Source organism: Variovorax sp. F042 (assembly GCF_057814215.1).
On sequence record NZ_JBVASX010000003.1, the window covers coordinates 501,928 to 527,978 of the forward strand.

The 26,051-nt window shown below is 63.9% G+C and carries 23 protein-coding genes and 1 pseudogene; 13 read left to right on the forward strand and 11 right to left on the reverse strand.

All coding sequences use genetic code 11. From position 1 onward, the window contains the following. Window positions 1-835: 835 nt before the first annotated feature. The 10 genes from ACZYSP_RS15150 to ACZYSP_RS15195 all read left to right on the forward strand — a co-directional run bounded on the left by ACZYSP_RS15150 (window position 836) and on the right by ACZYSP_RS15195 (window position 12,482). Window positions 836-1,999: a polysaccharide biosynthesis/export family protein gene (locus ACZYSP_RS15150; RefSeq protein WP_093053301.1), complete on the forward strand. Its 1,164-nt coding sequence runs from the start codon at window positions 836-838 to the stop codon at window positions 1,997-1,999. Beyond that, window positions 1,996-2,454 carry a low molecular weight protein-tyrosine-phosphatase gene (locus tag ACZYSP_RS15155; protein ID WP_489014973.1) on the forward strand — a complete coding sequence of 153 codons (459 nt, stop codon included), beginning with the start codon at window positions 1,996-1,998 and terminating at the stop codon, window positions 2,452-2,454. Before ACZYSP_RS15150 ends, ACZYSP_RS15155 begins: the two co-directional genes overlap by 4 nt. Beyond that, the gene (locus tag ACZYSP_RS15160) at window positions 2,451-4,715 is read left to right on the forward strand and encodes a polysaccharide biosynthesis tyrosine autokinase (protein ID WP_489014975.1); all 2,265 of its coding nucleotides are present in this window, start codon (window positions 2,451-2,453) and stop codon (window positions 4,713-4,715) included. The genes ACZYSP_RS15155 and ACZYSP_RS15160 overlap by 4 nt, the downstream gene beginning before the upstream one ends. 268 nt (window positions 4,716-4,983) lie before the next feature. After that, entirely contained in the window at window positions 4,984-5,763 is a 780-nt protein-coding gene (locus ACZYSP_RS15165) for a sugar transferase (protein ID WP_489014977.1), read from the forward strand. A gap of 92 nt (window positions 5,764-5,855) precedes the next feature. Next, complete coding sequence (locus tag ACZYSP_RS15170; RefSeq protein ID WP_489014979.1) at window positions 5,856-6,914, forward strand: hypothetical protein; 1,059 nt, start codon at window positions 5,856-5,858, stop codon at window positions 6,912-6,914. After that, complete coding sequence (locus ACZYSP_RS15175; RefSeq protein WP_489014981.1) at window positions 6,911-8,062, forward strand: polysaccharide pyruvyl transferase family protein; 1,152 nt, start codon at window positions 6,911-6,913, stop codon at window positions 8,060-8,062. Before ACZYSP_RS15170 ends, ACZYSP_RS15175 begins: the two co-directional genes overlap by 4 nt. Before the next feature lie 13 nt (window positions 8,063-8,075). Continuing rightward, a complete protein-coding gene (locus ACZYSP_RS15180; protein WP_307616084.1) occupies window positions 8,076-9,149 on the forward strand; it encodes a glycosyltransferase in 1,074 nt (357 codons plus the stop codon). Continuing rightward, window positions 9,146-10,414, forward strand: a complete 1,269-nt coding sequence (locus ACZYSP_RS15185; protein WP_489014983.1) for a hypothetical protein — start codon at window positions 9,146-9,148, stop codon at window positions 10,412-10,414. The genes ACZYSP_RS15180 and ACZYSP_RS15185 overlap by 4 nt, the downstream gene beginning before the upstream one ends. 5 nt (window positions 10,415-10,419) lie before the next feature. Then, on the forward strand, window positions 10,420-11,649 hold the full coding sequence (locus ACZYSP_RS15190) for a lipopolysaccharide biosynthesis protein (protein ID WP_489014985.1): 1,230 nt from the start codon (window positions 10,420-10,422) through the stop codon (window positions 11,647-11,649). Window positions 11,650-11,678: 29 nt separating this feature from the next. After that, window positions 11,679-12,482 carry a phytanoyl-CoA dioxygenase family protein gene (locus tag ACZYSP_RS15195; RefSeq protein ID WP_093175605.1) on the forward strand — a complete coding sequence of 268 codons (804 nt, stop codon included), beginning with the start codon at window positions 11,679-11,681 and terminating at the stop codon, window positions 12,480-12,482. A 2-nt stretch (window positions 12,483-12,484) separates the two neighbouring features. On the opposite strand, the gene ACZYSP_RS15200 is transcribed toward ACZYSP_RS15195, so the two are convergent. Both ACZYSP_RS15200 and alr read right to left on the reverse strand, forming a co-directional pair. Continuing rightward, entirely contained in the window at window positions 12,485-13,246 is a 762-nt protein-coding gene (locus tag ACZYSP_RS15200; RefSeq protein WP_426391080.1) for a hypothetical protein, read from the reverse strand. Then, window positions 13,243-14,343 carry an alanine racemase gene (gene alr, locus ACZYSP_RS15205; RefSeq protein WP_093175610.1) on the reverse strand — a complete coding sequence of 367 codons (1,101 nt, stop codon included), beginning with the start codon at window positions 14,341-14,343 and terminating at the stop codon, window positions 13,243-13,245. Before alr ends, ACZYSP_RS15200 begins: the two co-directional genes overlap by 4 nt. A gap of 182 nt (window positions 14,344-14,525) precedes the next feature. Here alr and lplT point away from each other — a divergent pair, with 182 nt between their 5' ends. The 3 genes from lplT to ACZYSP_RS15220 all read left to right on the forward strand — a co-directional run bounded on the left by lplT (window position 14,526) and on the right by ACZYSP_RS15220 (window position 17,286). Continuing rightward, a complete protein-coding gene (lplT, locus tag ACZYSP_RS15210) occupies window positions 14,526-15,830 on the forward strand; it encodes a lysophospholipid transporter LplT (RefSeq protein ID WP_093175613.1) in 1,305 nt (434 codons plus the stop codon). Between the two features lie 65 nt (window positions 15,831-15,895). Next, the gene (locus ACZYSP_RS15215; RefSeq protein ID WP_093175615.1) at window positions 15,896-16,786 is read left to right on the forward strand and encodes a DMT family transporter; all 891 of its coding nucleotides are present in this window, start codon (window positions 15,896-15,898) and stop codon (window positions 16,784-16,786) included. Between the two features lie 11 nt (window positions 16,787-16,797). After that, the gene (locus ACZYSP_RS15220; RefSeq protein ID WP_093175618.1) at window positions 16,798-17,286 is read left to right on the forward strand and encodes a glutathione peroxidase; all 489 of its coding nucleotides are present in this window, start codon (window positions 16,798-16,800) and stop codon (window positions 17,284-17,286) included. 19 nt (window positions 17,287-17,305) lie between these two features. On the opposite strand, the gene ACZYSP_RS15225 is transcribed toward ACZYSP_RS15220, so the two are convergent. The 9 genes and pseudogenes from ACZYSP_RS15225 to ACZYSP_RS15265 form a co-directional block, all read right to left on the reverse strand. After that, window positions 17,306-17,743 carry a hypothetical protein gene (locus ACZYSP_RS15225; protein WP_093053261.1) on the reverse strand — a complete coding sequence of 146 codons (438 nt, stop codon included), beginning with the start codon at window positions 17,741-17,743 and terminating at the stop codon, window positions 17,306-17,308. 89 nt (window positions 17,744-17,832) lie between these two features. After that, window positions 17,833-19,080: a glycolate oxidase subunit GlcF gene (gene glcF, locus ACZYSP_RS15230; protein ID WP_489014990.1), complete on the reverse strand. Its 1,248-nt coding sequence runs from the start codon at window positions 19,078-19,080 to the stop codon at window positions 17,833-17,835. 20 nt (window positions 19,081-19,100) lie between these two features. After that, window positions 19,101-20,207: a glycolate oxidase subunit GlcE gene (gene glcE / locus ACZYSP_RS15235; protein WP_489014992.1), complete on the reverse strand. Its 1,107-nt coding sequence runs from the start codon at window positions 20,205-20,207 to the stop codon at window positions 19,101-19,103. 5 nt (window positions 20,208-20,212) lie between these two features. Next, complete coding sequence (locus ACZYSP_RS15240) at window positions 20,213-21,715, reverse strand: FAD-linked oxidase C-terminal domain-containing protein (RefSeq protein ID WP_489014994.1); 1,503 nt, start codon at window positions 21,713-21,715, stop codon at window positions 20,213-20,215. A gap of 117 nt (window positions 21,716-21,832) precedes the next feature. Continuing rightward, on the reverse strand, window positions 21,833-22,717 hold the full coding sequence (locus ACZYSP_RS15245; protein ID WP_093053249.1) for a LysR substrate-binding domain-containing protein: 885 nt from the start codon (window positions 22,715-22,717) through the stop codon (window positions 21,833-21,835). 102 nt (window positions 22,718-22,819) lie between these two features. Next, complete coding sequence (locus tag ACZYSP_RS15250; RefSeq protein ID WP_489014996.1) at window positions 22,820-23,764, reverse strand: SMP-30/gluconolactonase/LRE family protein; 945 nt, start codon at window positions 23,762-23,764, stop codon at window positions 22,820-22,822. Between the two features lie 191 nt (window positions 23,765-23,955). Then, complete coding sequence (locus tag ACZYSP_RS15255) at window positions 23,956-25,383, reverse strand: ammonium transporter (protein WP_093053241.1); 1,428 nt, start codon at window positions 25,381-25,383, stop codon at window positions 23,956-23,958. Window positions 25,384-25,412: 29 nt separating this feature from the next. Beyond that, a complete protein-coding gene (gene glnK / locus ACZYSP_RS15260; protein ID WP_007833403.1) occupies window positions 25,413-25,751 on the reverse strand; it encodes a P-II family nitrogen regulator in 339 nt (112 codons plus the stop codon). A gap of 67 nt (window positions 25,752-25,818) precedes the next feature. Next, a pseudogene (locus tag ACZYSP_RS15265) lies at window positions 25,819-26,051 on the reverse strand (TorF family putative porin); the annotation flags it as partial.

Consider the following 26,051-nt stretch of genomic DNA (forward strand, 5'->3'; position numbering starts at 1 on the left):
TCACCTGCCACGGCGTCGGCACGGCCGGATCTGAATTCTTTTTTCTGATTTGCCCGGCCTCGCGATGAGCCAGGCACAGTTTCATTGATTGAAATCTGAAACATCCTTCGGCTCCCGAATGATGCAAATAAAAAACACTACAAAAGTGTCAATCAGGCTGTCGCAAATCGCATTTCCTCCGAATTGAATCGGCAATTAGCCTGAAATCATTCATCGATTTCCTGGGCAGATTTCGCACGGTCTTGGTGCTCCTGGCCCCGGCGGAGGGCAAGAAATTCGGAAGTAATTCAAAAATCCTACCGCCAGTTCACCTTGGGCAGCGGCCGACTAGGTACCCTCCCGCGTCATTGCTCGACGCTCAAACTGGACGAACTGAAGCTCATAGCCCACGATTTGTCGGCTACGTCCTACTCAGTTGACAATTGCTTACAAAGTAGAACGCAATGTCAAAAACCCTATGCGGGTGGCCTCTGTGGTTCGAGAGCCACGATTTCCCGTATCAGTGGGGTAATTAATAAGTTGCATTTTCCATTTCGGCTGACGGCAGCCTGACCAGCCGTTTGCCCCCTCGCTTCCCAATGAAAAAGGGTCTCCGGAAGGGGAAGCAAGGGATAACCCTGCCCCCGGCGTGGTCGCACCACGAATGGACACGCCTTTTGCGTCTACTCCACGAAATAGGGCTGCTGCGAAGGCAGCGACAATTTCTTTTTCATTGCTCTCCCGATAAATCTCCGGTCAAGCCGGAAAAGCGTCTTGGTAATAAAAAGAATTACCGGCGCAAATCGGGCTCGGGCTTTGCATATGAATCGCAGTTGTTGAAAAAACCAAGTTCGCAATGGAGTTCCATTTGACACGCTACCTGTACCTGATGGGGTGGAGTGCCGCCTTGGCCGGCGCGTTGATGCTTCAGGGCTGCGCACCGGGCTTTGGCTCCGTGGTGGCTTACGAGCCCGATCAGAGTCCGGCGCCATCTCTTGCTGCCGACGGCACGCCGCAGGAGGCGCTCGTCCCCATCTCGCCGAGCCTCATCCGCGCGATGGCCGAGGCGCAGCCGGCGGCGATTCCGCCCGACGTGAAGGCCCTGTTCGGCGAAGCCCCGGTCTACACGATCGGCCCGGGCGACGTCGTGGGCGTCATCGTCTATGACCACCCCGAGCTGCTGCCCAACGCCGGCGCCGTGATTTCCCAGCAGACGGACCCCACGGGCATCAGCGTGGCGCCGGGCTTCATCGTCGGCGCCAACGGGCAGATCAGTTTTCCGTACATCGGCCGGGTCCAGATGCAGGGCCTGACCGAGATCGAGGCGTCCGACGTGATCGCCAAGCGCATCGCGCGCTACATCAAGGACCCGCAGGTGACGGTGCGCATCCAGTCCTTCAGAAGCCGCCGAGCATTCGTGGAAGGCGAAGTGCGCACGCCGGGGCTGCAGCTCTTCACCGACGTTCCGATGACGCTGTCCGAAGCGCTCAACCGGGCCGGCGGCATCACGTCCAGCGGCGACCGTTCGTTCATCACGCTGACACGCGGCGACAAGACCACGCTCATCGACCTGCCCAAGCTGCAGGACCTGGGCAGCAACGCCAGCAAGATCCCGCTGCAGAACGGCGACGTGGTGCAGGTGCGCAACCGCGACGAGAGCAAGGTGTTCGTGATGGGCGAAGTCGCCAAGCCCTCGGCGCTGACCATGCACAACGGCAGGCTCACCCTCAACGAGGCGCTGGGCGAGGCCGGCAGCGCAAGCCTGGGCACGGCGAACACGGGGCAGATCTACGTCGTGCGCAACAACGCCAACAACACGAAGGGCTCGCCGTCGGTCTTCCACCTGAATGCGAAGAACCCCGCCGCGCTGGCGCTGGCCGAGCGCTTTCCGCTGCAGCCGCGCGACGTGGTCTACATCGACTCGGTGCCGCTGGCCACCTGGAGCCGGGTGGCCAGCCTGATCCTGCCGGCGACCCAGGCGCTCTACTACAGCGACCAGGTCTACATGAACCACCGATGAGATCCGTACTGACAGTCTGCATCGGCAACATCTGCCGAAGCCCGATGGCGGAAGGCCTGCTTGCCGCGGGATTGCCGCATCTGCGCGTGTTCTCCGCGGGCACCGGCGCGCTCGTCGGCAAGCCGGCCGACCTGATGGCGCAGGCGCTCATGCGAAAGCGCGGCATCGACATCTCGGACCACGTCGCGCAGCAGGTGAGCCAGATGCTGTGCCGGCAGGCCGACTTGATCCTGGTGATGGACCGGGAGCAGCGCCGCCATCTCGAATCGACCTACCCCTTCGTGCGCGGCAAGGTCTTCCGCATTGCCGAGTTCTCGGTCGCGCAGGACGTGCCCGACCCGTATGGAAAAGACGAGGCGGCGTTCGAGCACGCCCTGGCCCTGATCGATGCCGGCGTCCGGACATGGATCGACCGCATTCTGAAAATCACAAAACCCGAGCAGCAACCTACATGAACGCACCCCCGCAAGCCGCGCCGATGCCGATGCAAGCGCTGGAAGAGGATGGCGACGGCATCAACCTGGCCGAGTACCTGGACATCCTGATCGACCACCGCTGGCTCGTCGCGGCCATCGTTGCCGTGACCGTGCTCCTGGGCGCGGCCTATGCCTTCCTCGGCAAGCCCCTCTACGAAGCCAACGTCGCGGTGCAGGTGGAAGATTCCGGCAACTCCGCAGGCAGCTTCCTGGGCGATGCCGCCTCCTCGCTGCTGAGCGTGAAGACGCCGGCCGCGGGCGAGATCGAAATCCTTCGCTCGCGCGCCATCCTCGGCAAAGCCGTGGAGAACACCAAGCTCTACATCAGCGCACGGCCGCGGTATGCCCCCATCGTGGGCAGCTGGCTCGCTCGCCGCGCCACCGAGCTGTCGGACCCTGGCTTCATGGGGCTTTCGGGCTACGTGACGGGCACCGAGAGCATCCTCGTTCCGAGGTTCGACGTTCCCGCGGATTTCGAGGAAAAGCCGTTCACGCTGACCCTCGGGGCCGATGGCCAGTACGAACTGAGCAACCCCGACATCGACACCCCGATGAAGGGCTCCATCGGCACCTTGCTGGTGGCGAACGTTCCCGGCGTTCCGAACGGAAGCGTGAGCCTGCTGGTCAGCAGCATCAACGCGAAGCCGGGCGCGCAGTTCCAGCTCGTGCGGTCTTCGACCCAGCTCACGCTGCTGGCGCTGCAGGACAACCTGAAGGTCGTGGAAAAAGGCAAGCAGTCGGGCGTACTCGATGTCAGCTGGAGAAGCGGCGACGCAGAAAAGCTGACGCAGCTGCTCAACGAAATCGGTCGCCTCTACGTTCGCCAGAACATGGAGCGCAAGGCAGCCGAGGCCGAGAAGACACTGGGCTTCCTGGACGGCGCGCTGCCCCAGTTCAAGAAGCAGCTGGAGCAGTCCGAAGACATCTACAACCGCTACAGAAACCAGAACGGCACGGTCAGTCTCGACGACGAGGCAAAGAACGCGCTGACCCAGACCATCGACCTGCAGTCCAAGCTGCTCGAGGCCGAACAAAAGCGGCGCGAGCTCACGGCGCGCTTCACGAGCGAGCATCCCGCCGTCCAGACGCTGGACACCCAAGTCGCCGCATGGAAGAGCGCGCTCGCAACCGTCGATGCACGCATCCGCAAGATGCCGGAGCTGCAGCAGAACACCGTTCGCATGCAGCGCGACATCAAGGTGAACACCGACCTGTACGTATCGCTTCTCAACAGCTCGCTGCAGATGCGGCTGGCCAAGGAAGGCAAGGTCGGCAACGTGCGCCTGCTGGACGACGCCATCGTTCCGGAAGAACCGGTGTGGCCCAAGCGGCCCCTGGTCATCGCGCTGGCTGTGATCCTGGGGCTGGCTGCCGGCATCGGCGCCGCGATTGCACGGAACTCGTTCTTCGGCGGCATCCGCAATCCGGGAGAGATCGAAAGCCACACCGGGCTCAACGTCTACAGCAGCATTCCGCTGAGCGCCGCCCAGCGCACGGTCGAGAGGAACATCGAGAACAAGGTCGTCGGCAAGCACGTCCTGGCGCACCTGTTCCCCGAAGACCCCGCGGTGGAAAGCCTGCGCAGCCTTCGCACCGCGCTGCAGTTCGCCATGCTGGAAGCGACCAACAACCGCCTTCTCATCTCCGGCGCGACGCCTGGCGTGGGCAAGACCTTCATCTCGGTCAACTTCGCGGCGATCACCGCGGCAACCGGCAAGAAGGTTCTGCTGATCGACGCGGACTTGCGCAAGGGCCGCGTGAATCAATTCCTCTCGATCCAGCGGTCTTCCGGCCTGTCCGAATTGATCGCCGGCACGCTCGACCTCGAGAAAGCGATTCGCCCGTCGGCCCTGCCGAATCTGGACGTCATTACCACCGGTGTGCTTCCGCCCAATCCGGCCGAGCTGCTGACGAGCGATTCCTTTGCCCAGGTACTGGAAAAGTTATCTCCGCTATACGACCTCGTCATCATCGACACGGCCCCGGTTCTCGTTGCCGCGGATACCGCATCGGTCGCCCCGCTTGCGAGCACTTTGCTACTCGTTGCACGCGCCGAAAAGACCCAGCTCGGCGAATTGAATGAGAGCGTCAGAAGACTTGCGCATGCAGGTCGCACGGTAAATGGCGTAATTCTGAATGCTATTGATCTAACCCGTCGCCACGCCGGCAGCGGGAGTTACAAATATGGCGCTTACAAGCATTTACAATATACATACAATACCAACAGGGATTCCACCTAGACCGTGAAAATTGGAGTTAAATTCAAAATCATGAGCCGGGATTTCGCCCTGACTCATTGATTAAATACTCAATTAGTATTCGGAGTAATAAGGCACTACAAATGGCAATTAGTCCATTCGTATTGCCTTCATCGAGTCATTTGGCCGCGCAATAGTTTCTGCATTGCAGATCCTACGAGGCATTTGTGCGGGTCGTCTCGGCCAAAAAACCAAGGCCATAACAGAGGACATGCAGGCTTTTGCCTGCGTGAGGAAAGGTGCGTCAAAAATGAAATCATTTCGACGAGAAATCTTGTCGCGCTTCAAATCCGGGCGGGGAAATCCCATGGGAAATCTCCACCCTGAAGAATCGCTGGTACCGCAAGGCTGGAATATTTCGGACGCAAGCGGCGAAATGTCCCGAGGCGGCTCGCAAACCGGAATTCATCATCCGGCCGTACTGCGGATCGGGAAAAGGTCGGTAGACATTGCCGCCGCGCTGTTCTTTTTTGCGGCATTCGGCTGGCTCTTCGTGCTGATCGGCCTCTTCGTGCTGATCAGCTCCGGATCTCCGGTCCTGTATTACCAGTCGCGCTACGGAAAAGACGGGCGAATATTCAGGTTCTACAAGTTCCGCTCGATGATCGCCAACTCGGCCCAGGTGCTCGATGAACATCTGAAAAGCAATCCGGAGGCACGCCGCCAATGGGATGAATACCAAAAGCTGGACGACGATCCACGGATCACGCGTTTCGGCAAATTCATCCGCAAGACCAGCCTGGACGAACTGCCGCAATTCTGGAACGTGCTGACGGGCGACATGAGCCTCATCGGCCCCCGCCCCTGCATGCTCGAGCAGAAGGAGCTCTACGGCCAGAACTGGTCGCACTACTGCGCTGTTCGCCCCGGGATCACGGGCCTGTGGCAGGTCAGCGGTCGCAATCAGCTGACCTACAACGCACGCGTTGCGCTGGACGTGAGGTATGTCGAGACCCTTTCCGTCGGGAAGGACGTGGACATCTTCTTCAGAACCATCTGGGTGGTTGCTGCCGGTCACGGGTCCCGATGAATTTCATCGGTCCCGGATGATCGGCTCCGGCCGGGCCGGCCGGACAGATTTTCCTTCGCTTTCGAAATGATTGGATTGGAATCCACATGCGGATGAGCCACGCCATTCCGGGACCGGCGGTGAGAAGAAGAAGCACGCGCCGCTTCAATCAATTCTCGATTGCCGGAATACTGATCGTGCTCGTGTACACGATCATCTACGCGTATTTCAGGGAAATGCTTCCCGAGAAATGGAGCGTGGACTCGGCAAAGATCATCGAGATCCTCAATTACGGCGGCACGGGCGACATGGACAACTCGTTTGCTGTCACCGCTGCGCTGTTCGCCGTTATCGGGGTCGACAACCTGGACGTTTTCACCTGCGGCGTGAGCGTCATATTTTTGTTTTTCGCGACTCACGACGTTCGCAAGCCCGGCGACTTTTTCGCCAGGCTGCTGCTGATTGCGCCTTGCATCATGCTGAACATGTTTGCGCCGTCCAAGGAGACGGTCGTGCTCATCATGACCATGTTCATCACCGTTTCGACCATCTATTTTCGAACGTCGAAAGTACTTACCGTCGGGGCCTTCCTTTTTCTTTACGCAATCTACGGGGTCTTCGTACGGCAATATTATTTGCTGATTGTCGGTGTGTTTTTCATGGTCTATTACCTGTGGCGGCGCCCTCTTAAATATCACATTCTGGCCGCCATCGTGGTCGTCGGAACGATCATGGCGGCGCCTTCCAGTATTTTGCAGACGCTTCAATCGCCGCGAGATACCTCGAATGCCTACGCGGAACAGATCGGCAGCGACAACAGAACGGCTTTTACCAATATTGCGTCTCCCGCCAGTGGCCCCGGATTCCTGGTCAATTACGTCTATGCCGCGACGGTGCTGATCACGCCGGTTCTTTATTTTCAGACTGCAAGCGACGCGTTCATGCAATTGATGATCGCAGCCATGCTGATCATTCTGTACAGAGCCCGGCGAAAGTCCAAGCGCGACCCGGATCGATTCGAGCCGCGGTTTTTCGGCAGCCTTTTCATAGCGCACATTCTTGTGCAATTGATATTTGAACCAGATCTCGGCAGCTTTACCAGGCATTTGACCTCCGTAATGCTCTACATCATTGCCATCAAAGTTTCCGAGAACAAAGCAGTCTCCAGATGAAAAAAATCCTGATTTGTGCGGTGCCGTACAGCGACAACCTGGGTGACGGGGTCATCGCGGCGTCGCTGGCTCACATCGCCGGCATGAAATATCCGGAGGCGAAGGTGGAGTTCCTCGACATCGCCGGCCGCGTCGCGTTCGACGAATCGAATCTGCGTGGCGGCGGCGCGTTCGAAATCTTCCAGAAGATGCCGGCCCTGCTGCGATCGGCAATCGTTTTCGCGTATTGCCTCAAGAACTACCTCCTGGGCTGGCGCAGGCAATGGAGCGTCGCGGTCAACGATGCGGATCTGGTCCTCATCGGCGGTGGCCAGCTGTTCTGCGACGTGGCGCTGAACTTTCCCGCCAAGCTGTTTCTTCTGGGCAGGTTGCTTCGCGGCAAGAAGGTCGCGGTGGTCTCGGTTGGCGTCACGGCCAAATGGTCGTTCTGGGGGAAATTTCTGGTCAAGAAATTCCTCAGGAACGCCGCCCCCGTTTTCTACGCGACGCGCGATGTGGACTCGGCGAACAACCTGCACGCGTTCTTCGACATCCCGCGCAGCGAGATCAAGGTCGTTCCCGACCCCGCGCTGGTTTGCGCGAGCGCCTTTTCGGAAGAACTCTCCCCGAACAAAAAGTGGGACGTGGGAATCTGCGTCAGCAGCCTCGATGCGCTGGTGATGAATTCCGAATATGGCGACACGCGCACCAGCGGGTCCGCAGAATTCTTCTCGGGCCTGGCCGAAGCATTGCAGGCGGAAGGCGCGCGGGTGCTGTATTTCACGAACGGCGCGGCGGAGGACAACAAGATCCTTGCCGAGATTTCTTCTTCGCGAGCAGCCGCGCCGGGCTTCTCGTTCGTCGTTCCGAAACGCCCCGACGATCTTGTTGCGCTGATCAGCGCCTGCTCTTGCATTGCAGCGCACAGGCTGCACGCAAACATCGTCGCCTACAGCCTGAACATTCCCTCCATCGGGATGAATTGGGACAAGAAGGTCGAGTCCTTTTTCCAGCTGACGGACCGAACCCAGTATTTGTTCGGCCTGTCACCACGCCGGGAAGAGCTGAAGGCCTCCGTACTGAATCTGCTCAACGAAAAAAATGCCGACCGCAGAAGACTCGACGAATTGAAGACCGAAGTCATCGCCGGAACCCACGCATTGATCTGAGGAGCGAATCTCCATGAAAGTACTGCACGTTGCCGAAACGCTCAAGGGCGGGTTGGAAACCTATCTTCGGATCGTTTCGAATTTCCAGAAGAACTCTCCGGAAATCAGCCAGGTGAAGTTCATATTGCCCGGAACGGTCGATTGGCTGAACCCCGAGAGCGCACATGTGGTGCCCACCGCCCGCAGCCCCCTGTCCCTGGTTGGCTACGCCGCGCGCGTGAAGAAGATCATCGAATCGGAGCGCCCTTCCGTGCTCCACCTGCACAGCTCGATTGCCGGGGGCATCGTCCGGGTCATGGCCATGCTCGGGCAGATACCCAGCGAAGTGAAGATCGTCTATTGCTCCCACGGCTGGGCATTCGATCAGGCTGCGTCCCGCTACAAGAAGTCGGCCTATCGCTGGATCGAGCGGCTGCTTTCCTCGCGCAGCGACGCCATCATCTGCATCAGCCGCCATGAGGTCAGGATCGCGTCGAAATCCGGCATCAGGCGATGCACATGCATTCCCAACGGGATCGACTCCGTCAGCCCCAGGCTGCCGAGTCAATTGCTGCCTGATGAAGCCGAACGCAGCCAGCGAAAAGTCCTGTTCGTCGGCCGCCTGGACCGGCAAAAGGGAATCGACGTCTTGCTCGACTCGTACAACAGGGTGAAGCCGAATTTCAAGCTGATCGTCGTCGGCGATGCCGTGCGGAATGACCTTTTTCTTCCCAAGTCCGATCGGGTCGAGTTCAAGGGCTGGCTGGAAAAAGACGAGCTGGACGCCGTCTACCAGGACTGCGACGCCATCATCGTTCCGTCGAGATGGGAAGGCTTCGGGCTCGTTGCAGTCGAAGCCATGGCGAGGAGCAAGGCGGTTTTTGCATCCGCTGTGGGCGGCCTCGTCGACATCGTTGAAGACGACAGGAGCGGCCGGCTCTTTTCCCTGGAGCAGATGGACCAGATGCTGCGGGAAATCGACGGCATCCCCAATGAGACCCTGCGGCAGATGGGACAGACCGGGCGAAAGATCTTCGAAGAGAAGTTCACTTCGCAGCGAATGAACACCGCCATCGTCGATCTGTACAAGGAGTCGGTCCTGCCATGAAGATTTCTGGATTCTTTGCCCGAGGCCTCGTCGGGCTGCTGGGCACCCTGCTGTTCATTGCAGCGTCGATCAGCACGGCCAATGCCCGAGGCATCGACGGCCTGACCTCGGAGTACCCGGTTGCGCTGAGCGTGCAGATCGATCCCGCGACCATCACGGACGACGACCTGCATGAAATACGTGCGGCCGGTTTCGAATTCGTGCGGTTCGGCGTGCGGCCTCCGCTGAAAAGCGTCAACCCCAATTTGATCGACTACCCGGGCCTGATCCAGCGCGTGCGCAAGGCCAGGCTCGACGCCATCGTCACGTTGTTCGGCGGCCGCGAGATCTGGGGACACGAGCCCTCGGACCTGCGTGGTGGCAGCCGCAGCAAGGAAACCATGTTCGCGGACTTTGCGAGCGACTTCATGAAGGCGCACACCACCGATGTCGCCGTCTGGGAGATATGGAACGAGCCGGACAACAAGACCTTCCTGCAGCCCAACCTTCTTTCGAACTTCGGGACTGCCTCGTCGGAGCTGTGCAACAAGCTGGCGCAGCAAAAGATCCAGCCGAACATCGTCATCGGATACGGCTTCGCGAAGCTGCCCTTCGCCGGAGGCAAGGTTCCTTCGGAACTGGAGGATGCCTTTGTCTCGGCCGCCAGGACCGACTGCCTGACGGACATCTCGATCCATCCATACCGCTCGGTTCCCGAAACAGCGCTGGCCGACTACCAGAAGCTGCGTGCGCAACTGGACCAGCGGCAACTGAAGAAGACCGGCATCGTCGCTTCGGAATGGGGCTACGCCTCGTACATGCCGGTTCGCGACCGCAACGCACAGGCTTCGCTGATCTTCAGGGAGTACCTGATCAATGCCGCCGCGGGCATCAAGCTCCTGAACCTCTACTCGTGGCGCGACAGGGGCCAGTCTTACTTTTCGAAGGAAGACAACTTCGGAATCAAGTCCAAAGCCGGAGAAAAGAAAGAGGCCTATTCCGCGCTGACCGAGTTTCTCAAGATCGCCAGGCACTCCCAGAAGGTTTCGTACCAGGATGCCAAGGGCATGAGCCAACTGGTGCTGCGTCGCGGCGAGTCCTTGCTGCACGTGGTCTGGACGCAGGGCCCCGAACAAACCGTGTCGGTCCCCGCAGGCAGCGGCAAGAAATGCACGCGCGTCGACTTCTTCCCCCAGATGCGTGAAGGCAGTTGCGGAAACCCGTCGGGCGGGAGCTTTTCTGTCAAGGCGACTGCCAATCCCGTTTTGCTGTCCATATCGGACTGAGCGGGATGAAGCATCTGTCCGGACTCGGAAAACGTCTTGGTGGTCCGATCTACGCCGTTGCAGACCAATGCATATACAGCGCGAGCCAACTGCTGCTGAGCTTTGCGCTGGCCCGCGTGCTTTCGCCTTCGGATTTCGGCGTTGCCTCCGCATTCCTTGCGGTGAGCAGCTTTCAATACATCCTGCACATGGCCATGGTGCATGAGCCCTTGCTGATCAAGCGCTACTACGCGCATCGATCCGCGGCGTGGCTCTCATGGGCCCTGGTGGTTCTTTTTTCTCTTCTGGGGTACGCGGCCTGGCAGGTGGCGGCTTTTCCCGGGCAGCTGCACTGGGTGGGCGTGGCCCTGATCGTCGGCTACGAGATCTTCTGGATCTCGCGCAGCCTCCTGCTCACTGGGCGGCGGTACGGGATTCTGTGCGTTACCGGTGTGCTGGTCGGCGTGGGATATGTCGCCATCCTGAAAGCCGAAAAGCCCGCGACGTGGATGGAAGCCCTGCTGCTGATTTCCATCATCCAGGTCCCGTTTCTTTTTCTGGTGCTCAGGAATGCGGGGAACGTGATGCTTCCGCTCCCGGCAGCGAAGAATGCGCAAGGGCTGACGGTCGGCGAATCGATGGCTTATGGCTGGAAAGCCAGCCTCTCCCAGTTCATGAGCTGGATCATGACGGGAGGGGCCATCCTGCTGCTTGGGTCCTCGGCAGACTCCGAGCAGGGTGGCTTGCTCAAGATCTACATCACCTTCCTGCTGCCGATGCAGTACGTGCTGTCGGCGCTTGGCTACTACCTGCTTCCGCAATTGGCGGCGAACTGGAATTCCGAAGGACGAAAAAAGGCCTTCCGCGATTTCATCAAGTTCGTGCTGCTCGGGTTCGTGATTGCCGAAGGAGTCGGCGTCTTGCTGGGCCTGCTGGGGCCCCGCCTCGTCGTTCTGGCATTCGGTCCGAACTACAAGGGAATGGATTTTTCCCCCTTCTTCTATGCGCCCGCGATCTTCGGGCTGACCATGTGCCTGCGGACGGGCTTCAGGGCGGCCGCACGGCCAGGTGCCCTCTTGCTGTGCTCGATCGTCGGCGCCGTGGTGTTCGCCATTCTGATGTTCGCGGCAGCGCCGCCCATCTCCTACATCCAGACCATCCGCGCCATGACATGGGGCTTCGCCTGCATGGCCGCTTTGATGATCGGCTGGTTGTTCTATTTCATGCGAGCGACAACGACAGGGGAGAGTGCCTGAAAACGGGCAAGCAGGCCTTGGAGATCTTTATGAGCAACCCTTTGCTTCGCAGCGTAAGCATCGACGAGCGCCTTCGGTTCCTGAGGGATGGCGTGGTGTGCCTGCGCAAGATCATCTCGCCCGAATGGATCCAACTGGCCCAGGACGGCATCGAGCAGCAGCGCCGCGCTCCTTCGCCCTACGCGACCGTGGTGGATGCCGACCCGCTCTATCTGCTGATCGACCAGATGCCGTCGGTGCAGAACGGCATGCTCCAGCGCGTGGTGTTCGAGTCAGGCGCCGGCGAGATCGCCAAGCAGCTGACCGTGACGAGACGGCTGCGCTGGATTTACGACCAGCTGTTCTACAAAGGCCGCGGCCCTGCCGCCGAGACGCCCTGGCACCAGGACACGTCCTATGGACTGGCCGACAGCCACCGCATCGTGCGCGTGTGGATGCCGGTCGACCACATGCCCCGCGAGACCGCCATCGAGGTGGTGCGCGGCTCGCATCTCTGGAAAACGCACTATGGGCTGAGCGGCAGCAAGATCGAGGTGCTGGACGATGAATTCGAACTGCCGGACATCGAAGCCAATCGCAGCGCCTTCGACATCGTGGGCTACGAGGTGGACCCGGGCGACGTGGTGGTCTTCAACTACCGGGCGCTGCACCATGCCGGCCCCGGCGTGAACTTCAACGAGAAGCGCAGGGCCTTTGCCATCCTGTACGCCGACGACGAACTCAGGCTGAGGCATCGTCCGTCCTTGTTGCCCGGGCCGTTGGACACCGCGGGCCTCGCGTGGCGCGACGGACAGAAGACGGGCGATTTTCCTGAGGTGTTTCGCGCCGTGTGAACTCAGTGCTTCTTCAGCAGAACGCGCACCGCCTCGGGCAAGGAGTTGACCTGCGGCATGAAGTGATCGAGCAGCGCGCCGAGGATCACCGCGCTCGCGACCGCGCCCAGCAGCGGCTTCCACGTGAGCCGCACGGCGGCCATGAGCCAGCCTTCGCGCGCCACTCGCACCGCGGCGCGCGCCGACACGTACGAGAAGGCGACTTCGATGGCCACGGCCAGAAGAGCGTCCCAGCTGAAGTACAGCAGCACGAGCGAGCCGGCGCCGAACAAGATGGCCACGCAGATCAGGAAGATCGCGACCACCGGCACGACGATGATCGCGCCTTCGTCCGCGGAGCCGGCGACTTCGAGCGCGCCGCTCGCCACGTCGGACAGGGCACTGCCATCGCCGCCGCCACCACCGCCATGGGCATCGCCGACGCTCACGTGGCTCTGGGAGCCGCCGCCGCGTCCGCTGCCGAAGTCAACGTCGGGCGCATCGACATCGAAGTCCGTCCTGCGGCCCTCGACCAGCCGCCTGGCCCACCAGCGCAGCACCAGCAGATAGCCCAGGTACCCCACGCCCAGCGTGAGGAAGTAGCGCACCGCCAGCGAATCGACATGCAGCAGGTGCATCTGCAGCGCCGACACGCCCCACATCAGCAACAGCGTGAAGGTGCCGATCAGGATGCCGTGCGTGCGCAGGCTGTAGTCGCGATGCAGGTCGCGTTCGACCTGCGTTTCCCACAGGCGCACGGAGCGCCAGTTGGAAAGGATCTTCATTGACCTTCGACGGGAGCGAAGGGTACGCGCTGCGCCACGGCGCACATCAGTTCATAGCCGACGGTGCCCGCGGCTCGCGCGACGTCGTCAATGGGGAGCACGGCCCCCGTCTTGGCCGACTTGCCCCACAGCGTGACCTCGCTGCCGAACTTGGCGTCGGGCACGTTCGTGAGGTCGACTGTGATCATGTCCATGCTCACGCGGCCGACCATGCGGGTGCGCACGCCGTTCACCAGCACCGGCGTGCCGGTGTTGCAGTGGCGCGGATAGCCGTCGGCATAGCCGACTGCCGCCACGCCGATGGTGAGCGGGCCCTCGGCCGTGAAGTTGGAGCCGTAGCCGATGGTGTCGCCGGCCTTCAGCGTCTGCACCGAGATGAGCTGGGTCGACAGCGTCATGGTGGGCTGCAGTTGCCAGTGCGCCGAATCGTGTTCGGGAAAGTCGGGCGCGCTGCCGTACAGCAGGATGCCGGGGCGCACCCAGTCGCCACGCGTCTGGTCGGCGTGGCGCAGGGTGGCGGCGCTGTTGGCGATGGAGCGTTCGCCCGGCAGGTCGCGGGTGACACGCTCGAAGGTCTCGAACTGGTGGCCGATGCCGCGCGCGCCGTCGGCGTCGCTGAAGTGGGTCATGAGCGAGATCTCGTCGACCTGCGTGAGCGCATTGAGACGGGTCCAGGCGGAGCCGAAGCGCTCGGGCGTGAAGCCCAGGCGGTTCATGCCCGAATTCATCTTCAGGAACACGCGCTGCGGCTTCAGGGTCTTGTGGGCGGCGAGCATGTCGATCTGCTCGTCGCAATGCACGGTGTGCCAGAGGTCCAGCCGCGAGCACAGCTCCAAGTCGCGGGCGTCGAACACGCCTTCCAGCAGCAGCACCGGGCCGCGCCAGCCAAGGGCGCGCACGCGCTCGGCTTCGGCCAGATCGAGCAGCGCGAAGCCGTCGGCGCCGCGCAATCCCTCATAGACCCGCTCGATGCCATGGCCATAGGCGTTGGCCTTGACGACGGCCCAGACGCGGGCTTCGAGGGCCGAGCGGCGCGCCCGGTCGAGGTTGTGACGCAGGGCGTCGGTATGGACAGTGGCGAGTATGGGACGCGGCATGGGTGGTTCCGGGAGAGACTCGGGGACAATGCAGACCACGTTTTAGCATCTTCGGGAATGAGGTCGAACACCGTGGGGACGCCGGATTCCGTGTCGCACCCCCGTGCTATAACCGCCCATTCGCCCGCAACGCGACACTTTTTCACTACCGCCAGCAGACCCTCTGGCCAGCCAGCCCATCGATGAAGCGCGGTTTCTACACGATCATGTCGGCCCAGTTCTTTTCGTCGCTGGCCGACCAAGCGCTTTTCGTTGTTGCCGTCGATCTCATGCGAAGTTCGGGCGCGCCTGAATGGCAGCGCGCGGCACTGGTGCCGATCTTCGCGGTCTTCTATGTGGTGCTGGCGCCGCTGGTGGGCGCCTTTGCCGACGCCCTGCCCAAGGGCAAGGTGATGTTCATCAGCAATGCCATCAAGGTGGTGGGCTGCCTGATGATGCTGTTCGGCTCGCACCCGCTGCTGTCCTATTCGATCGTGGGGCTGGGAGCTGCGGCCTACTCGCCGGCCAAGTACGGCATCCTGACCGAGCTGCTGCCGGCGTCCCAGCTGGTCAAGGCCAACGGCTGGATCGAGGGGCTGACCATCGCGTCGATCCTGCTGGGCATCGTGCTGGGCGGCACGCTGGTGGGGCATTCCATCTCCAGCAAGCTGCTGGCCTTCGATCTCCCGTTCATCGACACCGGCATCGACACGCCGGCCGAGGCCGCAATCGCGGTGCTGATCTTCGTCTACGTGCTGGCGGCCTGGTTCAACACGCGCATTCCGCACACCGGCGTCGAGATGCGCCCGCTGCGCTCCAACCCCGAGCACGGCATGGCACGCAACATCGCCGCGCTGCTGCCCGACTTCTGGCATTGCAACGCCCGCCTGTGGCGCGACCGCCTCGGCCAGATCTCGCTGGCCACCACCACGCTGTTCTGGGGCGCTGGCGGCAACCTCAAGTACATCGTGCTGGCCTGGGCTTCGCTGGCGCTGGGCTACAACACCACGCAGGCCTCGGCGCTGACGGGTGTGGTGACCATCGGCACGGCCGTGGGCGCCATCGTCGCCTCGATGCGCATGCGGCTGGACATGGCCACGCGCGTGATCCCCATGGGCATCGCGATGGGGCTGATGGTGATCTGCATGAACTTCATCAGCAACGTGTGGCTGGCGGTGCCGTTCCTGATTCTGCTGGGTGGCCTGGGCGGCTTCCTGGTGGTGCCGATGAATGCGCTGCTGCAGCACCGCGGCCACAACCTGATGGGCGCGGGCCGCTCCATCGCGGTGCAGAACTTCAACGAGCAGGCCTGCATTCTTCTTCTGGGCGGCTTCTACAGCGTGTGCACGGGGCTGGGCCTCTCGGCCTATGGCGCAATCAGCGCATTCGGTCTCGTCGTGGCGGGCTGCATGTGGCTCATCAAGCGCTGGCACGAGAACAACCTCAAGAAGTACCCTGAAGAGGTCGAGCACCTCTTGGCCATCGCCCGTAGCGACAAGCATCACTGACATCGCGCGCCCGCGTTGGTGAAACGGCCGGCGCGCCCGGCGCTCCACCCTTTTCCAACGCCACCATGCCCGCGCTCGCCCTGATCTTCAACGCCTTCGTCTGGGGCGTTTCGTGGTTCCCCTTCCGCCAGATCGCAGGCCATGGCATGCATCCGCTGTGGGCCACCTGCCTCATCTACCTGGCCATCGCGACCGTGATGGGCCTCATGCGCCGGCACGCGTGGAAAGGCTTCGCGGCCTTCCCGATGCTGGCGGTGCTGGGCTTCGCGGCCGGCTTCACCAACGTGGGTTTCAACTGGGCCGTAACGCAGGGCGACGTGGTGCGCGTGGTGCTGCTGTTCTATCTGATGCCGCTGTGGAGCGTGCTGCTGGGCTGGCTGCTGCTGGGTGAGCGGCCGACCGGCGGCGCGCTCGCGCGCGTGGCGCTGGCGCTGACCGGCGTGGTGGTGGTGCTGAAGGCGCCGGGCGCCGACTGGCCGGTGCCGTCGAGCCTGCCCGACTGGCTGGGCGTGGCGGCGGGCTTCGGCTTTGCCGTTACCAACATCGCGCTGCGCCATCTGCGGCAGGCCCCGGGCGAGTCGCGCGCGCTGGCAATGTTCTGCGGCTGCGCCATCGTGGCCGGCATCACGGCGCTGGGAGGCACCGCGCTCGGCGCGTTCGATTCGCCGCTGCACGCATCGCCGGGCTGGCTCGGCTGGGCGGTGCCGCTGGGCATAGCGTTCGTCTTCGCCAATGTGTGCCTGCAGTACGGCGCGGCCCGGCTCGCGGCCGCCGCAACCTCGGTAATCATGCTGTCGGAGGTGCTGTTCGCGAGCGTCTCGTCGGTGGCGCTGGGTGCGGCCGACATGAGCCCGCGCATCCTCGCCGGCGGCGCGCTGATCGTGCTGGGTGCCGTCTGGGCAGCGTTTGCACGAACGCCCGCGCGGCGCGATGATCGCGCCTCTTCTCCCATCTGAGGAACAACAGCATGACCAGCGTCTACGACTTCGAGGCCAACCAGATCGACGGCAAGCCGGTGAAGCTCTCCGCCTTCAAGGGCAAGGTGCTGCTGATCGTCAACACCGCCAGCAAATGCGGCTTCACGCCGCAGTTCGCGGGGCTGGAGGCGCTGCATGAGAAGTACGCCGACCAGGGGCTCACGGTGCTGGGCTTTCCGTCGAACCAGTTCGGCGCGCAAGACCCGGGCAGCAACGAGGAAATCGGCGCCTTCTGCACCAGGAACTATGGCGTGAGCTTCCCGATGATGGAGAAGATCGACGTGAACGGCAGCAACGCCGCGCCGCTCTACCAGTGGCTCACCAAGGAAAAGCCGGGCCTGCTGGGCAGCACGGCCATCAAGTGGAACTTCACCAAGTTCCTGATCGGGCGCGACGGCAGCGTGCTCAAGCGCTATGCGCCGCTGGACACGCCAGCCTCGCTCACGCGCGACGTCGAGGCCGCGCTGGCGGCGGGCTGAAGCTCCCTGCCCTGGCCGCTCAGAACCTGAAGTCGGCCGTCTTCGAGCCCCCGCCCACCGTCACGCTCTGGGTCTTGGCGCCTTCGCCGGGCATGGCCGCATCGATCACGTAGCGCCCGTTCGGCAGGTCGACCAGGCAAACCGGGCCGCTGGCGCGGAACGCCAGGGCTGCGGCGTTGTTGGCATCGCCGCCCTTGATCGTCACGTCGACATTGGCCAGGTAGGCGCCATCGGCGCGCGCGAACAGCAATGCCAGCGGATGGTCCTTCATGGCGGCGCGCATGGCCGTCGATTCGTCGGAGCCGATACCACCGCACACATAGCGCGCCGGACCCGCGCCCTGCCAGGGCGGCATGGCGCCTTGCGCCTGTGCGGCCATCGCACCGGCCGCGCAGGTGCAGGCCAGCAGCACGCGCCGCAGCGTGGAAGGAATAAGGGATGCGACAACATGGGACATGGCACTGGCTCCTTGCAGATTCGGTGCAGCCATGATGCGCCGCGAACCGGCTTCGCGCGAGTCGGACCAACGCCCTCCTGCTTGTGCGATCAGGCCTTGTCAGACAGCGCCGCGTCCAGCAGTTCGACCCAGTGCCGCACCGGCGTGTCGCCGCTGCCGCTTTGCAGGTGCGTGATGCAGCCGATGTTGGCCGACGCGATGGTGGTGGGCTGCAACTGCTTCAGGTGGCCCAGCTTGCGGTCGCGCAGCGGATAGGCCAGCTCGGGCTGCAGCACCGAGTAGGTGCCGGCCGAGCCGCAGCACAGGTGCGATTCGTTCATTGCCACGCGCACGTCGAAGCCGAGCGCGCGCAGGTGCGTCTCGACGCCGCCGCGCAGCTTCTGGCCGTGCTGCAGCGTGCACGGCGGGTGATAGGCCACCACGCCCGCAGGCGCCTTCACGCGGGCCTTGAGCGCGGGCACGAGATCGGGCAGCAGCTCGCTCAGGTCGCGCGTGAGCTCGCTGATGCGCGCGGCCTTCAGCGCATAGGCAGCGTCGTGCTGGAGGATGTGGCCGTACTCGCGCACGGTGACGCCGCAGCCCGACGCGTTCATGACGATGGCTTCGACTCCACCTTCGTCAGGACGGCGCTCCACCAAGGGCCACCACGCGTCGATGTTGGCGCGCATCTGCGCCTTGCTGCCGTCCTGGTCGTTCAGGTGGAACTTCACCGCGCCGCAGCAGCCGGCCGCCGGCGCAATCACCGCCTGGATGCCGGCTGCGTCGAGCACGCGCGCGGTGGCACTGTTGATGTTGGGCATCATCGACGGCTGCACGCAGCCCGCGAGCATCAGCACCTTGCGTGCATGCGTGGCAGTGGGCCATGCGCCGGCTTCCTGCTTCGCGGGCACCTTGGCTTTCAGCGCCTCGGGCAACAGGCCGCGCACCGACTGGCCGAGCTTCATCGCGGGGCCGAAGAGCGGCGACGACAGGCCCTCCTTCAGCAGCCAGCGCTGTGCCGATTCCATCGCGGGGCGCGGCACCTTCTGGTCGACGATCTTGCGGCCGATGTCGACGAGGTTGCCGTACTGCACGCCGCTCGGGCAGGTGCTTTCGCAGTTGCGGCAGGTGAGGCAGCGGTCGAGGTGCAGCTGCGTGCTGCGCGTGGGCTCCTTGCCCTCGAGCACCTGCTTGATGAGGTAGATGCGCCCGCGCGGACCGTCCAGCTCGTCACCGAGCAGCTGGTAGGTCGGGCAGGTGGCGGTGCAGAAGCCGCAGTGCACGCACTTGCGCAGAATGGCTTCGGCTTCGCGGCCTTCGTCGGTGCCGCGGAATTCGGGGGCGAGCTCGGTTTGCATGTCTGTCGGTTCTTGTTGTTTTACGTGGGGGCGAGCAGGCGGCCGCGGTTGAAGATGCCGTGAGGATCGAACTCGCGCATCAGCGCGCGATGGATGCGTTCGACAGGAGAGCTCAGTACATCGAAGCGCGGGACACTGCCTTGTTGCGTGCCTAGGTCGGGCAGACGGAACAGCGTGGCATGGCCACCCGCCGCGCGTGCGATCTCGCGGATGCGCGCGGCCTGTTCGGGCACAGCCTTGTACCAGCGCTGGCCGCCGTGCCATTCGATCAGCGGCGCGGCGCCGTCGAGCGAGAGCATGGGCGCGGTCTGCGGCACCGACAGGCGCCACAGCGCATCCGTGCCTTCGTTCGTGGCGAACCACGGCAGTTGCTGGTCGCGCAGCGATTGCCAGTCGGCGGCGGCGCGCGCGTTGTCCTTGCGCTCGCCGCCGAGGTGCGTGCATGCCGCTTCCACCGCGGCGACCGCACCGCGCAAACGCAGATAGAGCGTGCCCTGCCCTTCGTATTCGAACCAGCAACTCGCGTTGAGCGGCAGCGGCCGGCCGCCCCACTCATTGAGCAGCCGCAACGCATCGGCCTGGTTGCAAGCGAACTCGAGCGTGGCTTCGGCGGGCGCCACGGGCAGCACCTTGAGACTCACCTCGGCGATCACGCCCAGCGTGCCGAGCGAGCCGGCCAGCACGCGCGAGACGTCGTAGCCCGCGACGTTCTTCATCACCTGGCCGCCGAAGGTCAGCACCTCGCCGCGGCCGTTGACGATCGTGGCGCCGAGCACGTAGTCGCGCACCGCGCCGACGCTGGCACGTGCCGGGCCGCTGAGTCCGGCGGCGACCATGCCGCCGACGGTGCCGTTGCTGCCAAAGCACGGCGGCTCGAACGGCAGGCACTGGCCCTTCTCCGCCAGCGCCGCTTCAAGCTCGGCGAGCGGCGTACCGGCGCGCGCGGTGACGACCAGCTCGCTGGGCTCATAACTGGTGATGCCGGCGAGCGCGCGCGTGTCGAGCAGCTCGCCTTGCGGCGTCTCCCCGTAGAAATCCTTGGTGCCGCCGCCGCGAATGCGCAGCGGCGTGGCGTCGGCAGTGGCGGCGCGGATGCGCTCGACGATCTGGTGGAGTGCGGTGTCCATCGCCATCAGAACCTCGGCAGATCGGGATGCGACAGCTTGCCGCCGCGCACCACCTGCTTGCCGTACTCGGCGCAGCGCTGCAGCGTGGGAATCACCTTGCCGGGGTTCAGCATGCCCTCGGGATCGAAGGCGCGCTTGACGCCGAACATCTGCTCGTTCTCCGCGGCGGTGAACTGCACGCACATGCTGTTGAGCTTTTCCACGCCCACGCCATGCTCGCCCGACACGGTGCCGCCCATCGCGACGCTGGTCTCCAGGATGTCGGCGCCGAACAGCTCGCAGCGGTGCAGCTCGTCGGGGTCGTTGGCGTCGAACAGCACCAGCGGATGCAGGTTGCCGTCGCCCGCGTGGAACACGTTGCAGCAGCGCAGGTTGTATTTTTTCTCCATCTCCTGGATGGCCAGAAGGATGTCGGCCAGGCGCTTGCGCGGAATGGTCGAGTCGAGGCACATGTAGTCGGGGCTGATGCGGCCCGAGGCGGGAAACGCGTTCTTGCGACCGCTCCAGAACTTCATGCGCTCTTCCTCGCTGCTGCTCACCGCGATGGCGGTCGCGCCGCAGCCACGCAGCACGCCGGTCATGCGGCCGATTTCTTCTTCCACTTCCTCGGGCGTGCCGTCGGATTCGCACAGCAGGATGGCGGCGGCATCGAGGTCGTAGCCCGCGCGCACGAAGTCTTCGACGGCGGCGGTCATGGGCTTGTCCATCATCTCCAGGCCCGCGGGAATGATGCCGGCCGCGATCACCGCGGCCACTGCGTCGCCGGCTTTGCGCACGTCGTCGAAGCTGGCCATGATGCAGCGCGCGAGCTGCGGCTTGGGCACGAGCTTGACGGTGACTTCGGTGGTCACGGCGAGCATGCCTTCGCTGCCGATGACGAGCGCGAGCAGGTCGAGCCCCGGCGCGTCGAGCGCCTCGCCGCCGAATTCGATGGGCTCGCCTTCGGCGGTGAAGCCACGCACGCGCAGCACGTTGTGCAGCGTCAGGCCGTACTTCAGGCAGTGCACGCCGCCCGAGTTCTCGGCCACGTTGCCGCCGATGGTGCAGGCGATCTGGCTCGACGGATCGGGCGCGTAGTAGAGGTTGAAGGGCGCGGCCGCCTCGCTGATGGCCAGGTTGCGCACGCCGCACTGCACGATGGCCGTGCGGCTGACCGGGTCGATCTTCAGGATGCGGTTGAACTTGGCAAGCGACATGGTCACGCCCATGGTGTGCGGCATGGCGCCGCCTGAGAGCCCGGTGCCCGCGCCACGCGCCACCACGGGCACGCCGAGCTGATGGCAGGTCTTGAGCACGGCGGCCACCTGAGCCTCGGTCTCGGGCAAGGCCACCACGAGCGGGCGGGCGCGGTAGGCGGTGAGGCCGTCGCACTCGTAGGGGGCGGTGTCTTCTGCGTGCCAGATCAGGGCGTGGGCCGGCAGATGAGCCTGCAGCGCTCGCACCACCTGGGACTGGCGCTCTGTTTTCTGTAGCGAATCGTTTTGCGTGGGGGTGAGCGGCGCGTTCATGCGGCGACCTCTTTTCTTCTGCTCGCGGGATGTCTCGGTTCTACCCGCACTCTACGGACATTGCGGCAGGCCCGGGTTGATGGATTTTTGCCGGGCGCTTGAAAGAACTTCGCGGGTTCAGCGCAGGCTCTGTTCGAGCCAGTCGGCAAAGGCCGCGCATTCCCAGCGCTCGAGCGTGCCCGGCTGCCAGCAGATGTAGTGCCGGTGCGGCGACAGCACAGCCTGGTCGGACAGCGCCACCAGCCGGCCCGATTCGAACCACGCCGCGCCCATCTTCTGCCGTACCAGCGCCACGCCGAAGCCGCTGGCCGCGGCGTCGTACACAAGCCCCAGGTCGTTGAACTGCGAGCCGATGTTGGGCTCGGGCTGGTCGAGCCCGCAGCTCGCGAACCAGGTGCCCCAGGGTTCGAGCGGGCTGCGGATCAGCCGTGCGCTGGCAATCTCCGCCGCAGTGCGAAAACCGGTGAAGGGGCCGAACTCGTTGAGGTAGCTCGGGCTGCAGGCGGGCACGACCTGCTCCTCGAGCAGGAGCCGGTGCTCGCAGTCGGCGTACCCGCCGGGGCCGTAGCGCACTTCGAGGTCAGCCTGCTCGGCCGTGACGTCGAGCAGCGGGATCGACACCTGCAGCACCAGTTCGATGTCTGGATAGATGTTGCGGAACAGCTCCAGCCTCGGCATGAGGAACTGGCGGCTGAAGGTCGGCGTGACGGCGATGCGCAGGCGCGTGGCGCGTTGGGCGGCGTTGGCGCCGAGCGGCGTGGCCTGCAGCGCAGCAAGCCCCGTGCGCACGTTCGCGAGGTAGGCTGCACCGTCGGCCGTGAGGCTGAAGTCGCTGCGGCCGAAGAGCTTGAAGCCGATGTGCGATTCGAGCTGCCGGATGCGGTGGCTCACCGCACTGGGCGTGACGCACAACTCATCGGCTGCGCGGCCCGCGTGGCGCAGCCGGGCCACTGCCTCGAAGGTCAGCAGGCACTGGATGGGTGGGATGTGTTGCAGGGCCATGCGGTTCCTGTGCTTTTGTTCAGGGCGCGTGCGAATGACACCCGGTACTCCCCTGCGCGAATGTCCCCCGTCGGCGTGATCGCGCGCCCTGAACAAACCACGTCACAACCCACCCTGGTCCTCGAAGAAGCTGACCGGCAACCCAGGCGTATCGACCCGCATGGAAATCACCGTGCCCGAGGCGGGCAATCGCTCGATCTCGGCAGCAGGCCGACCCTTGCGGCCGCTGGTGACGAACAACGTCTTCAGGTCATCGCCGCCGAAGCAGGGCATGGTCGGGCATTGAACAGGCACGGGAACAGAGGCCACGATTTCGCCCGAAGGTGCAAAGCGCAGCAGCTGCGCGCCTTCGAACATGGCAACCCAGTAGTGGCCTTGCGCGTCGATGGTGGCGCCGTCGGGGCGGCCTTGGTAGCCCATCGGTGCTTCGGGCGTCCAGCCTTCTGGCTTGGCGTCGAACTGGTGGAACACGCGGGCGTGCGAGAGCGAGTTGCCCTCGGCGTCCCAGTCCCACGCGCACACCACGTGCGCGGCGGTGTCGGCCCAGTAGAGGGTGCGGGCATCGGGCGAGAAGGCGAGGCCGTTGGCGGTGGTGGACTCGTTGGCCATCTGCGTCAGCGTGGGCGAGACGCCGGTGTCGGGGCGTGCATCGAAGCAATAGAGCGCGGCATTGGCGCGGTCCTTGGCTTCGTTGAGCGAACCGCCCCAGAAGCGGCCCAGCGCGTCGCACTTGCCGTCGTTGAAGCGCATGGTGCGCACGTCGTGCTCCACGCGCGCCATCGCGACCAGTTCGCCGCCCCACTCGCGCGCGCGGTAGATGCCGTCGCGCAGCGCAATCACGAGGCCGCCACTGCGCGCGGGCGCCATGCAGCCGGGCTCGGTGGACAGCGGCCATCGCTCGACCCTGGCATTGGCGGAGCCGATGTCGCCGCGGGTGCGCAGCACGGCGCGGCCGGGAATGTCGAGCCAATAGAGCGAGCGCTCCTGGGGATGCCAGAACGGCGACTCGCCGAGTTCGCAGAGGCTGTCTTCGAGGGAGGTCCACATGGTGTCGCGATTGTGCCCCCGGCCATCGCGGCAAAGGGCAAAAAAAAGCCCGCTGGCGCCGGAGCGCTTGCGGGCTGAACATCCAAAGGAGACCTCGCTTGAAAAACTCGTTACGAAGAATTGTTCTTGTAAAAGGTGGTGGTGGTCGTTTCAGTGGCGGGGCTGCCCGAAGGCAACCCGGCCAGAGCAGGTCAGCGGTTGTAAGCCGTTTCGCCGTGCGACGAGATGTCGAGGCCTTCGCGCTCTTCTTCTTCCGACACACGCAGGCCGAGGGTCAGGTCGGCGATCTTGTAGGCGATGAAGGCAACCACGCCGGACCACACGACGGTGAGCGCCACGCTCTTGATCTGGATCCAGACCTGTGCGCCCATCGCGAAGGTGTCGGGCGTTGCGCCGCCGGTGCCGCCGAGGCCCTTGGCCGCGAACACGCCGGTCAGGATGGCACCCAGGATACCGCCCACGCCGTGCACGCCGAACACGTCGAACGCGTCGTCGGCACCGAGCATGCGCTTCAGGCCGCCCACACCCCACAGGCAGACCAGGCCGGCCAGCAGGCCCAGCACGATCGAACCCATCGGGCCGATGAAACCGGCGGCAGGCGTGACGGCCACGAGGCCGGCAACGGCACCGGACGCAGCGCCCAGCATCGAGGCCTTGCCCTTGTGCAGGCTTTCACCCAGGATCCACGACAGGGCCGCGGCAGCGGTGGCGAGCACCGTGTTGATGAAGGCCAGGCCGGCGACGGCGTTGGCAGCACCAGCCGAGCCGGCGTTGAAGCCGAACCAGCCGACCCACAGCAGCGAAGCGCCGACCATGGTGAGCGTGAGCGAGTGAGGCGTGAACGCTTCCTTGCCGTAGCCGACGCGCTTGCCGACCATATAGGCGCCAACCAGGCCAGCCACACCGGCGTTGATGTGCACCACGGTGCCGCCAGCGAAGTCGAGTGCGCCGTCCTTGCCCAGCAGGCCGCCGCCCCACACGATGTGGGCGATCGGCACGTAGCTGAAGGTGAACCACAGCACCGAGAACAGCAGCACGGCCGAGAACTTGGCACGCTCTGCGAACGCGCCGACGATCAGCGCCACGGTGATGGCCGCGAAAGTGCCCTGGAAGGCGACGAACACGTATTCGGGAATCGTGGTCAGCGCGCCGAAGGTCTCCTGCGTGATGCCCTTCATGAAGATCTTGTCGAATCCTCCGAAGAAGTTGCCGTCACCGGAGAAGGCCAGGCTGTAGCCGTAGATGGCCCACAGGATGCTGATCAGCGAGAAGATCACGAAGACCTGCATCAGCACCGACAGCATGTTCTTCGAGCGGCCCAGGCCACCGTAGAACAGCGCGAGGCCGGGAATGGTCATCAGGATCACGAGAAGCGTCGAAGTCAGCATCCAAGCGGTGTCGCCGGAGTCGATCTTCGGAGCGGGTGCGGCGGCGGGCGCCGCGGGAGCTGCGTCGGCGGCAGCGGCCGGAGCTGCTGCGGCTGCAGGCGCGGCAGCGGGGGCCGATGCCGACGCGGCCGGTGCTTCGGCCGTGGCCGCAGCGGGGGTTTGCGCGAAGCCGGCAGTACCGGCAGCCAACACGCTCAAGCCGAGCGCAAGAGAGACAAGCAGTTTTTTCATAATCGTTGTTCTTTCGGGCCTGGACTCGATCAGAGGGCTTCGCGGCCCGTTTCGCCGGTGCGGATGCGCACGACTTGTTCGAGGTTGTAGACAAAAATCTTGCCGTCGCCGATCTTGCCGGTGCGTGCCGCGCCTTCGACAGCCTCGATCACGCGATCGACCAGGTCGTCGGAGACGGCCGCTTCGATCTTGACCTTGGGCAGGAAGTCGACCACGTACTCCGCGCCGCGGTAGAGCTCGGTGTGGCCCTTCTGGCGACCGAAGCCCTTGACCTCAGTGACGGTAATCCCCTGCACGCCGATGGCCGACAGTGCTTCGCGCACCTCATCGAGCTTGAACGGTTTGATGATGGCTGTGACCAGCTTCATGAGTTTTCTCCTTCGGATGGAAATGGAATGGTGCGGCAGCTTGGGCCGCACCTCGTTGTTGTATGGATTACAGCGTCTTCGTCAGCGTGAGGATGAAGCGCGCCTTGTTCGGCGAGTAGGTCGTCTGGCCGAAGGTGCCGAAGCCGAGGTCGACGCCGGGGTTGGCCACCGCGAGGTACGAGCTCTTCTTGTTGGCGCCCTGCACCGAGCCGGTCAGCGACAGGCCGTTGCCGAAGTCGTAGCTCGCGCCGACGTTGTAGTCGACATAGCTCTTGTAGCCCAGGCTGCGGATGTCGCTGG

What these genes read in the sequence shown, in the direction of transcription:
- glnK (WP_007833403.1), bottom strand. Translation starts at nt 25,751, where the DNA reads ATGAAGCTGGTCACAGCCATCATCAAACCGTTCAAGCTCGATGAGGTG.
- ACZYSP_RS15180 (WP_307616084.1), top strand. Translation starts at nt 8,076, where the DNA reads ATGAAAGTACTGCACGTTGCCGAAACGCTCAAGGGCGGGTTGGAAACC.
- ACZYSP_RS15190 (WP_489014985.1), top strand. Translation starts at nt 10,420, where the DNA reads ATGAAGCATCTGTCCGGACTCGGAAAACGTCTTGGTGGTCCGATCTAC.
- ACZYSP_RS15240 (WP_489014994.1), bottom strand. Translation starts at nt 21,715, where the DNA reads ATGAACGCGCCGCTCACCCCCACGCAAAACGATTCGCTACAGAAAACA.
- ACZYSP_RS15245 (WP_093053249.1), bottom strand. Translation starts at nt 22,717, where the DNA reads ATGGCCCTGCAACACATCCCACCCATCCAGTGCCTGCTGACCTTCGAG.
- ACZYSP_RS15225 (WP_093053261.1), bottom strand. Translation starts at nt 17,743, where the DNA reads ATGTCCCATGTTGTCGCATCCCTTATTCCTTCCACGCTGCGGCGCGTG.
- ACZYSP_RS15215 (WP_093175615.1), top strand. Translation starts at nt 15,896, where the DNA reads ATGCCCGCGCTCGCCCTGATCTTCAACGCCTTCGTCTGGGGCGTTTCG.
- ACZYSP_RS15165 (WP_489014977.1), top strand. Translation starts at nt 4,984, where the DNA reads ATGAAATCATTTCGACGAGAAATCTTGTCGCGCTTCAAATCCGGGCGG.
- ACZYSP_RS15155 (WP_489014973.1), top strand. Translation starts at nt 1,996, where the DNA reads ATGAGATCCGTACTGACAGTCTGCATCGGCAACATCTGCCGAAGCCCG.
- ACZYSP_RS15175 (WP_489014981.1), top strand. Translation starts at nt 6,911, where the DNA reads ATGAAAAAAATCCTGATTTGTGCGGTGCCGTACAGCGACAACCTGGGT.
- ACZYSP_RS15255 (WP_093053241.1), bottom strand. Translation starts at nt 25,383, where the DNA reads ATGAAAAAACTGCTTGTCTCTCTTGCGCTCGGCTTGAGCGTGTTGGCT.
- glcE (WP_489014992.1), bottom strand. Translation starts at nt 20,207, where the DNA reads ATGGACACCGCACTCCACCAGATCGTCGAGCGCATCCGCGCCGCCACT.
- ACZYSP_RS15160 (WP_489014975.1), top strand. Translation starts at nt 2,451, where the DNA reads ATGAACGCACCCCCGCAAGCCGCGCCGATGCCGATGCAAGCGCTGGAA.
- ACZYSP_RS15200 (WP_426391080.1), bottom strand. Translation starts at nt 13,246, where the DNA reads ATGAAGATCCTTTCCAACTGGCGCTCCGTGCGCCTGTGGGAAACGCAG.
- lplT (WP_093175613.1), top strand. Translation starts at nt 14,526, where the DNA reads ATGAAGCGCGGTTTCTACACGATCATGTCGGCCCAGTTCTTTTCGTCG.
- ACZYSP_RS15195 (WP_093175605.1), top strand. Translation starts at nt 11,679, where the DNA reads ATGAGCAACCCTTTGCTTCGCAGCGTAAGCATCGACGAGCGCCTTCGG.
- ACZYSP_RS15220 (WP_093175618.1), top strand. Translation starts at nt 16,798, where the DNA reads ATGACCAGCGTCTACGACTTCGAGGCCAACCAGATCGACGGCAAGCCG.
- ACZYSP_RS15250 (WP_489014996.1), bottom strand. Translation starts at nt 23,764, where the DNA reads ATGTGGACCTCCCTCGAAGACAGCCTCTGCGAACTCGGCGAGTCGCCG.
- alr (WP_093175610.1), bottom strand. Translation starts at nt 14,343, where the DNA reads ATGCCGCGTCCCATACTCGCCACTGTCCATACCGACGCCCTGCGTCAC.
- glcF (WP_489014990.1), bottom strand. Translation starts at nt 19,080, where the DNA reads ATGCAAACCGAGCTCGCCCCCGAATTCCGCGGCACCGACGAAGGCCGC.
- ACZYSP_RS15150 (WP_093053301.1), top strand. Translation starts at nt 836, where the DNA reads ATGGAGTTCCATTTGACACGCTACCTGTACCTGATGGGGTGGAGTGCC.
- ACZYSP_RS15185 (WP_489014983.1), top strand. Translation starts at nt 9,146, where the DNA reads ATGAAGATTTCTGGATTCTTTGCCCGAGGCCTCGTCGGGCTGCTGGGC.
- ACZYSP_RS15170 (WP_489014979.1), top strand. Translation starts at nt 5,856, where the DNA reads ATGAGCCACGCCATTCCGGGACCGGCGGTGAGAAGAAGAAGCACGCGC.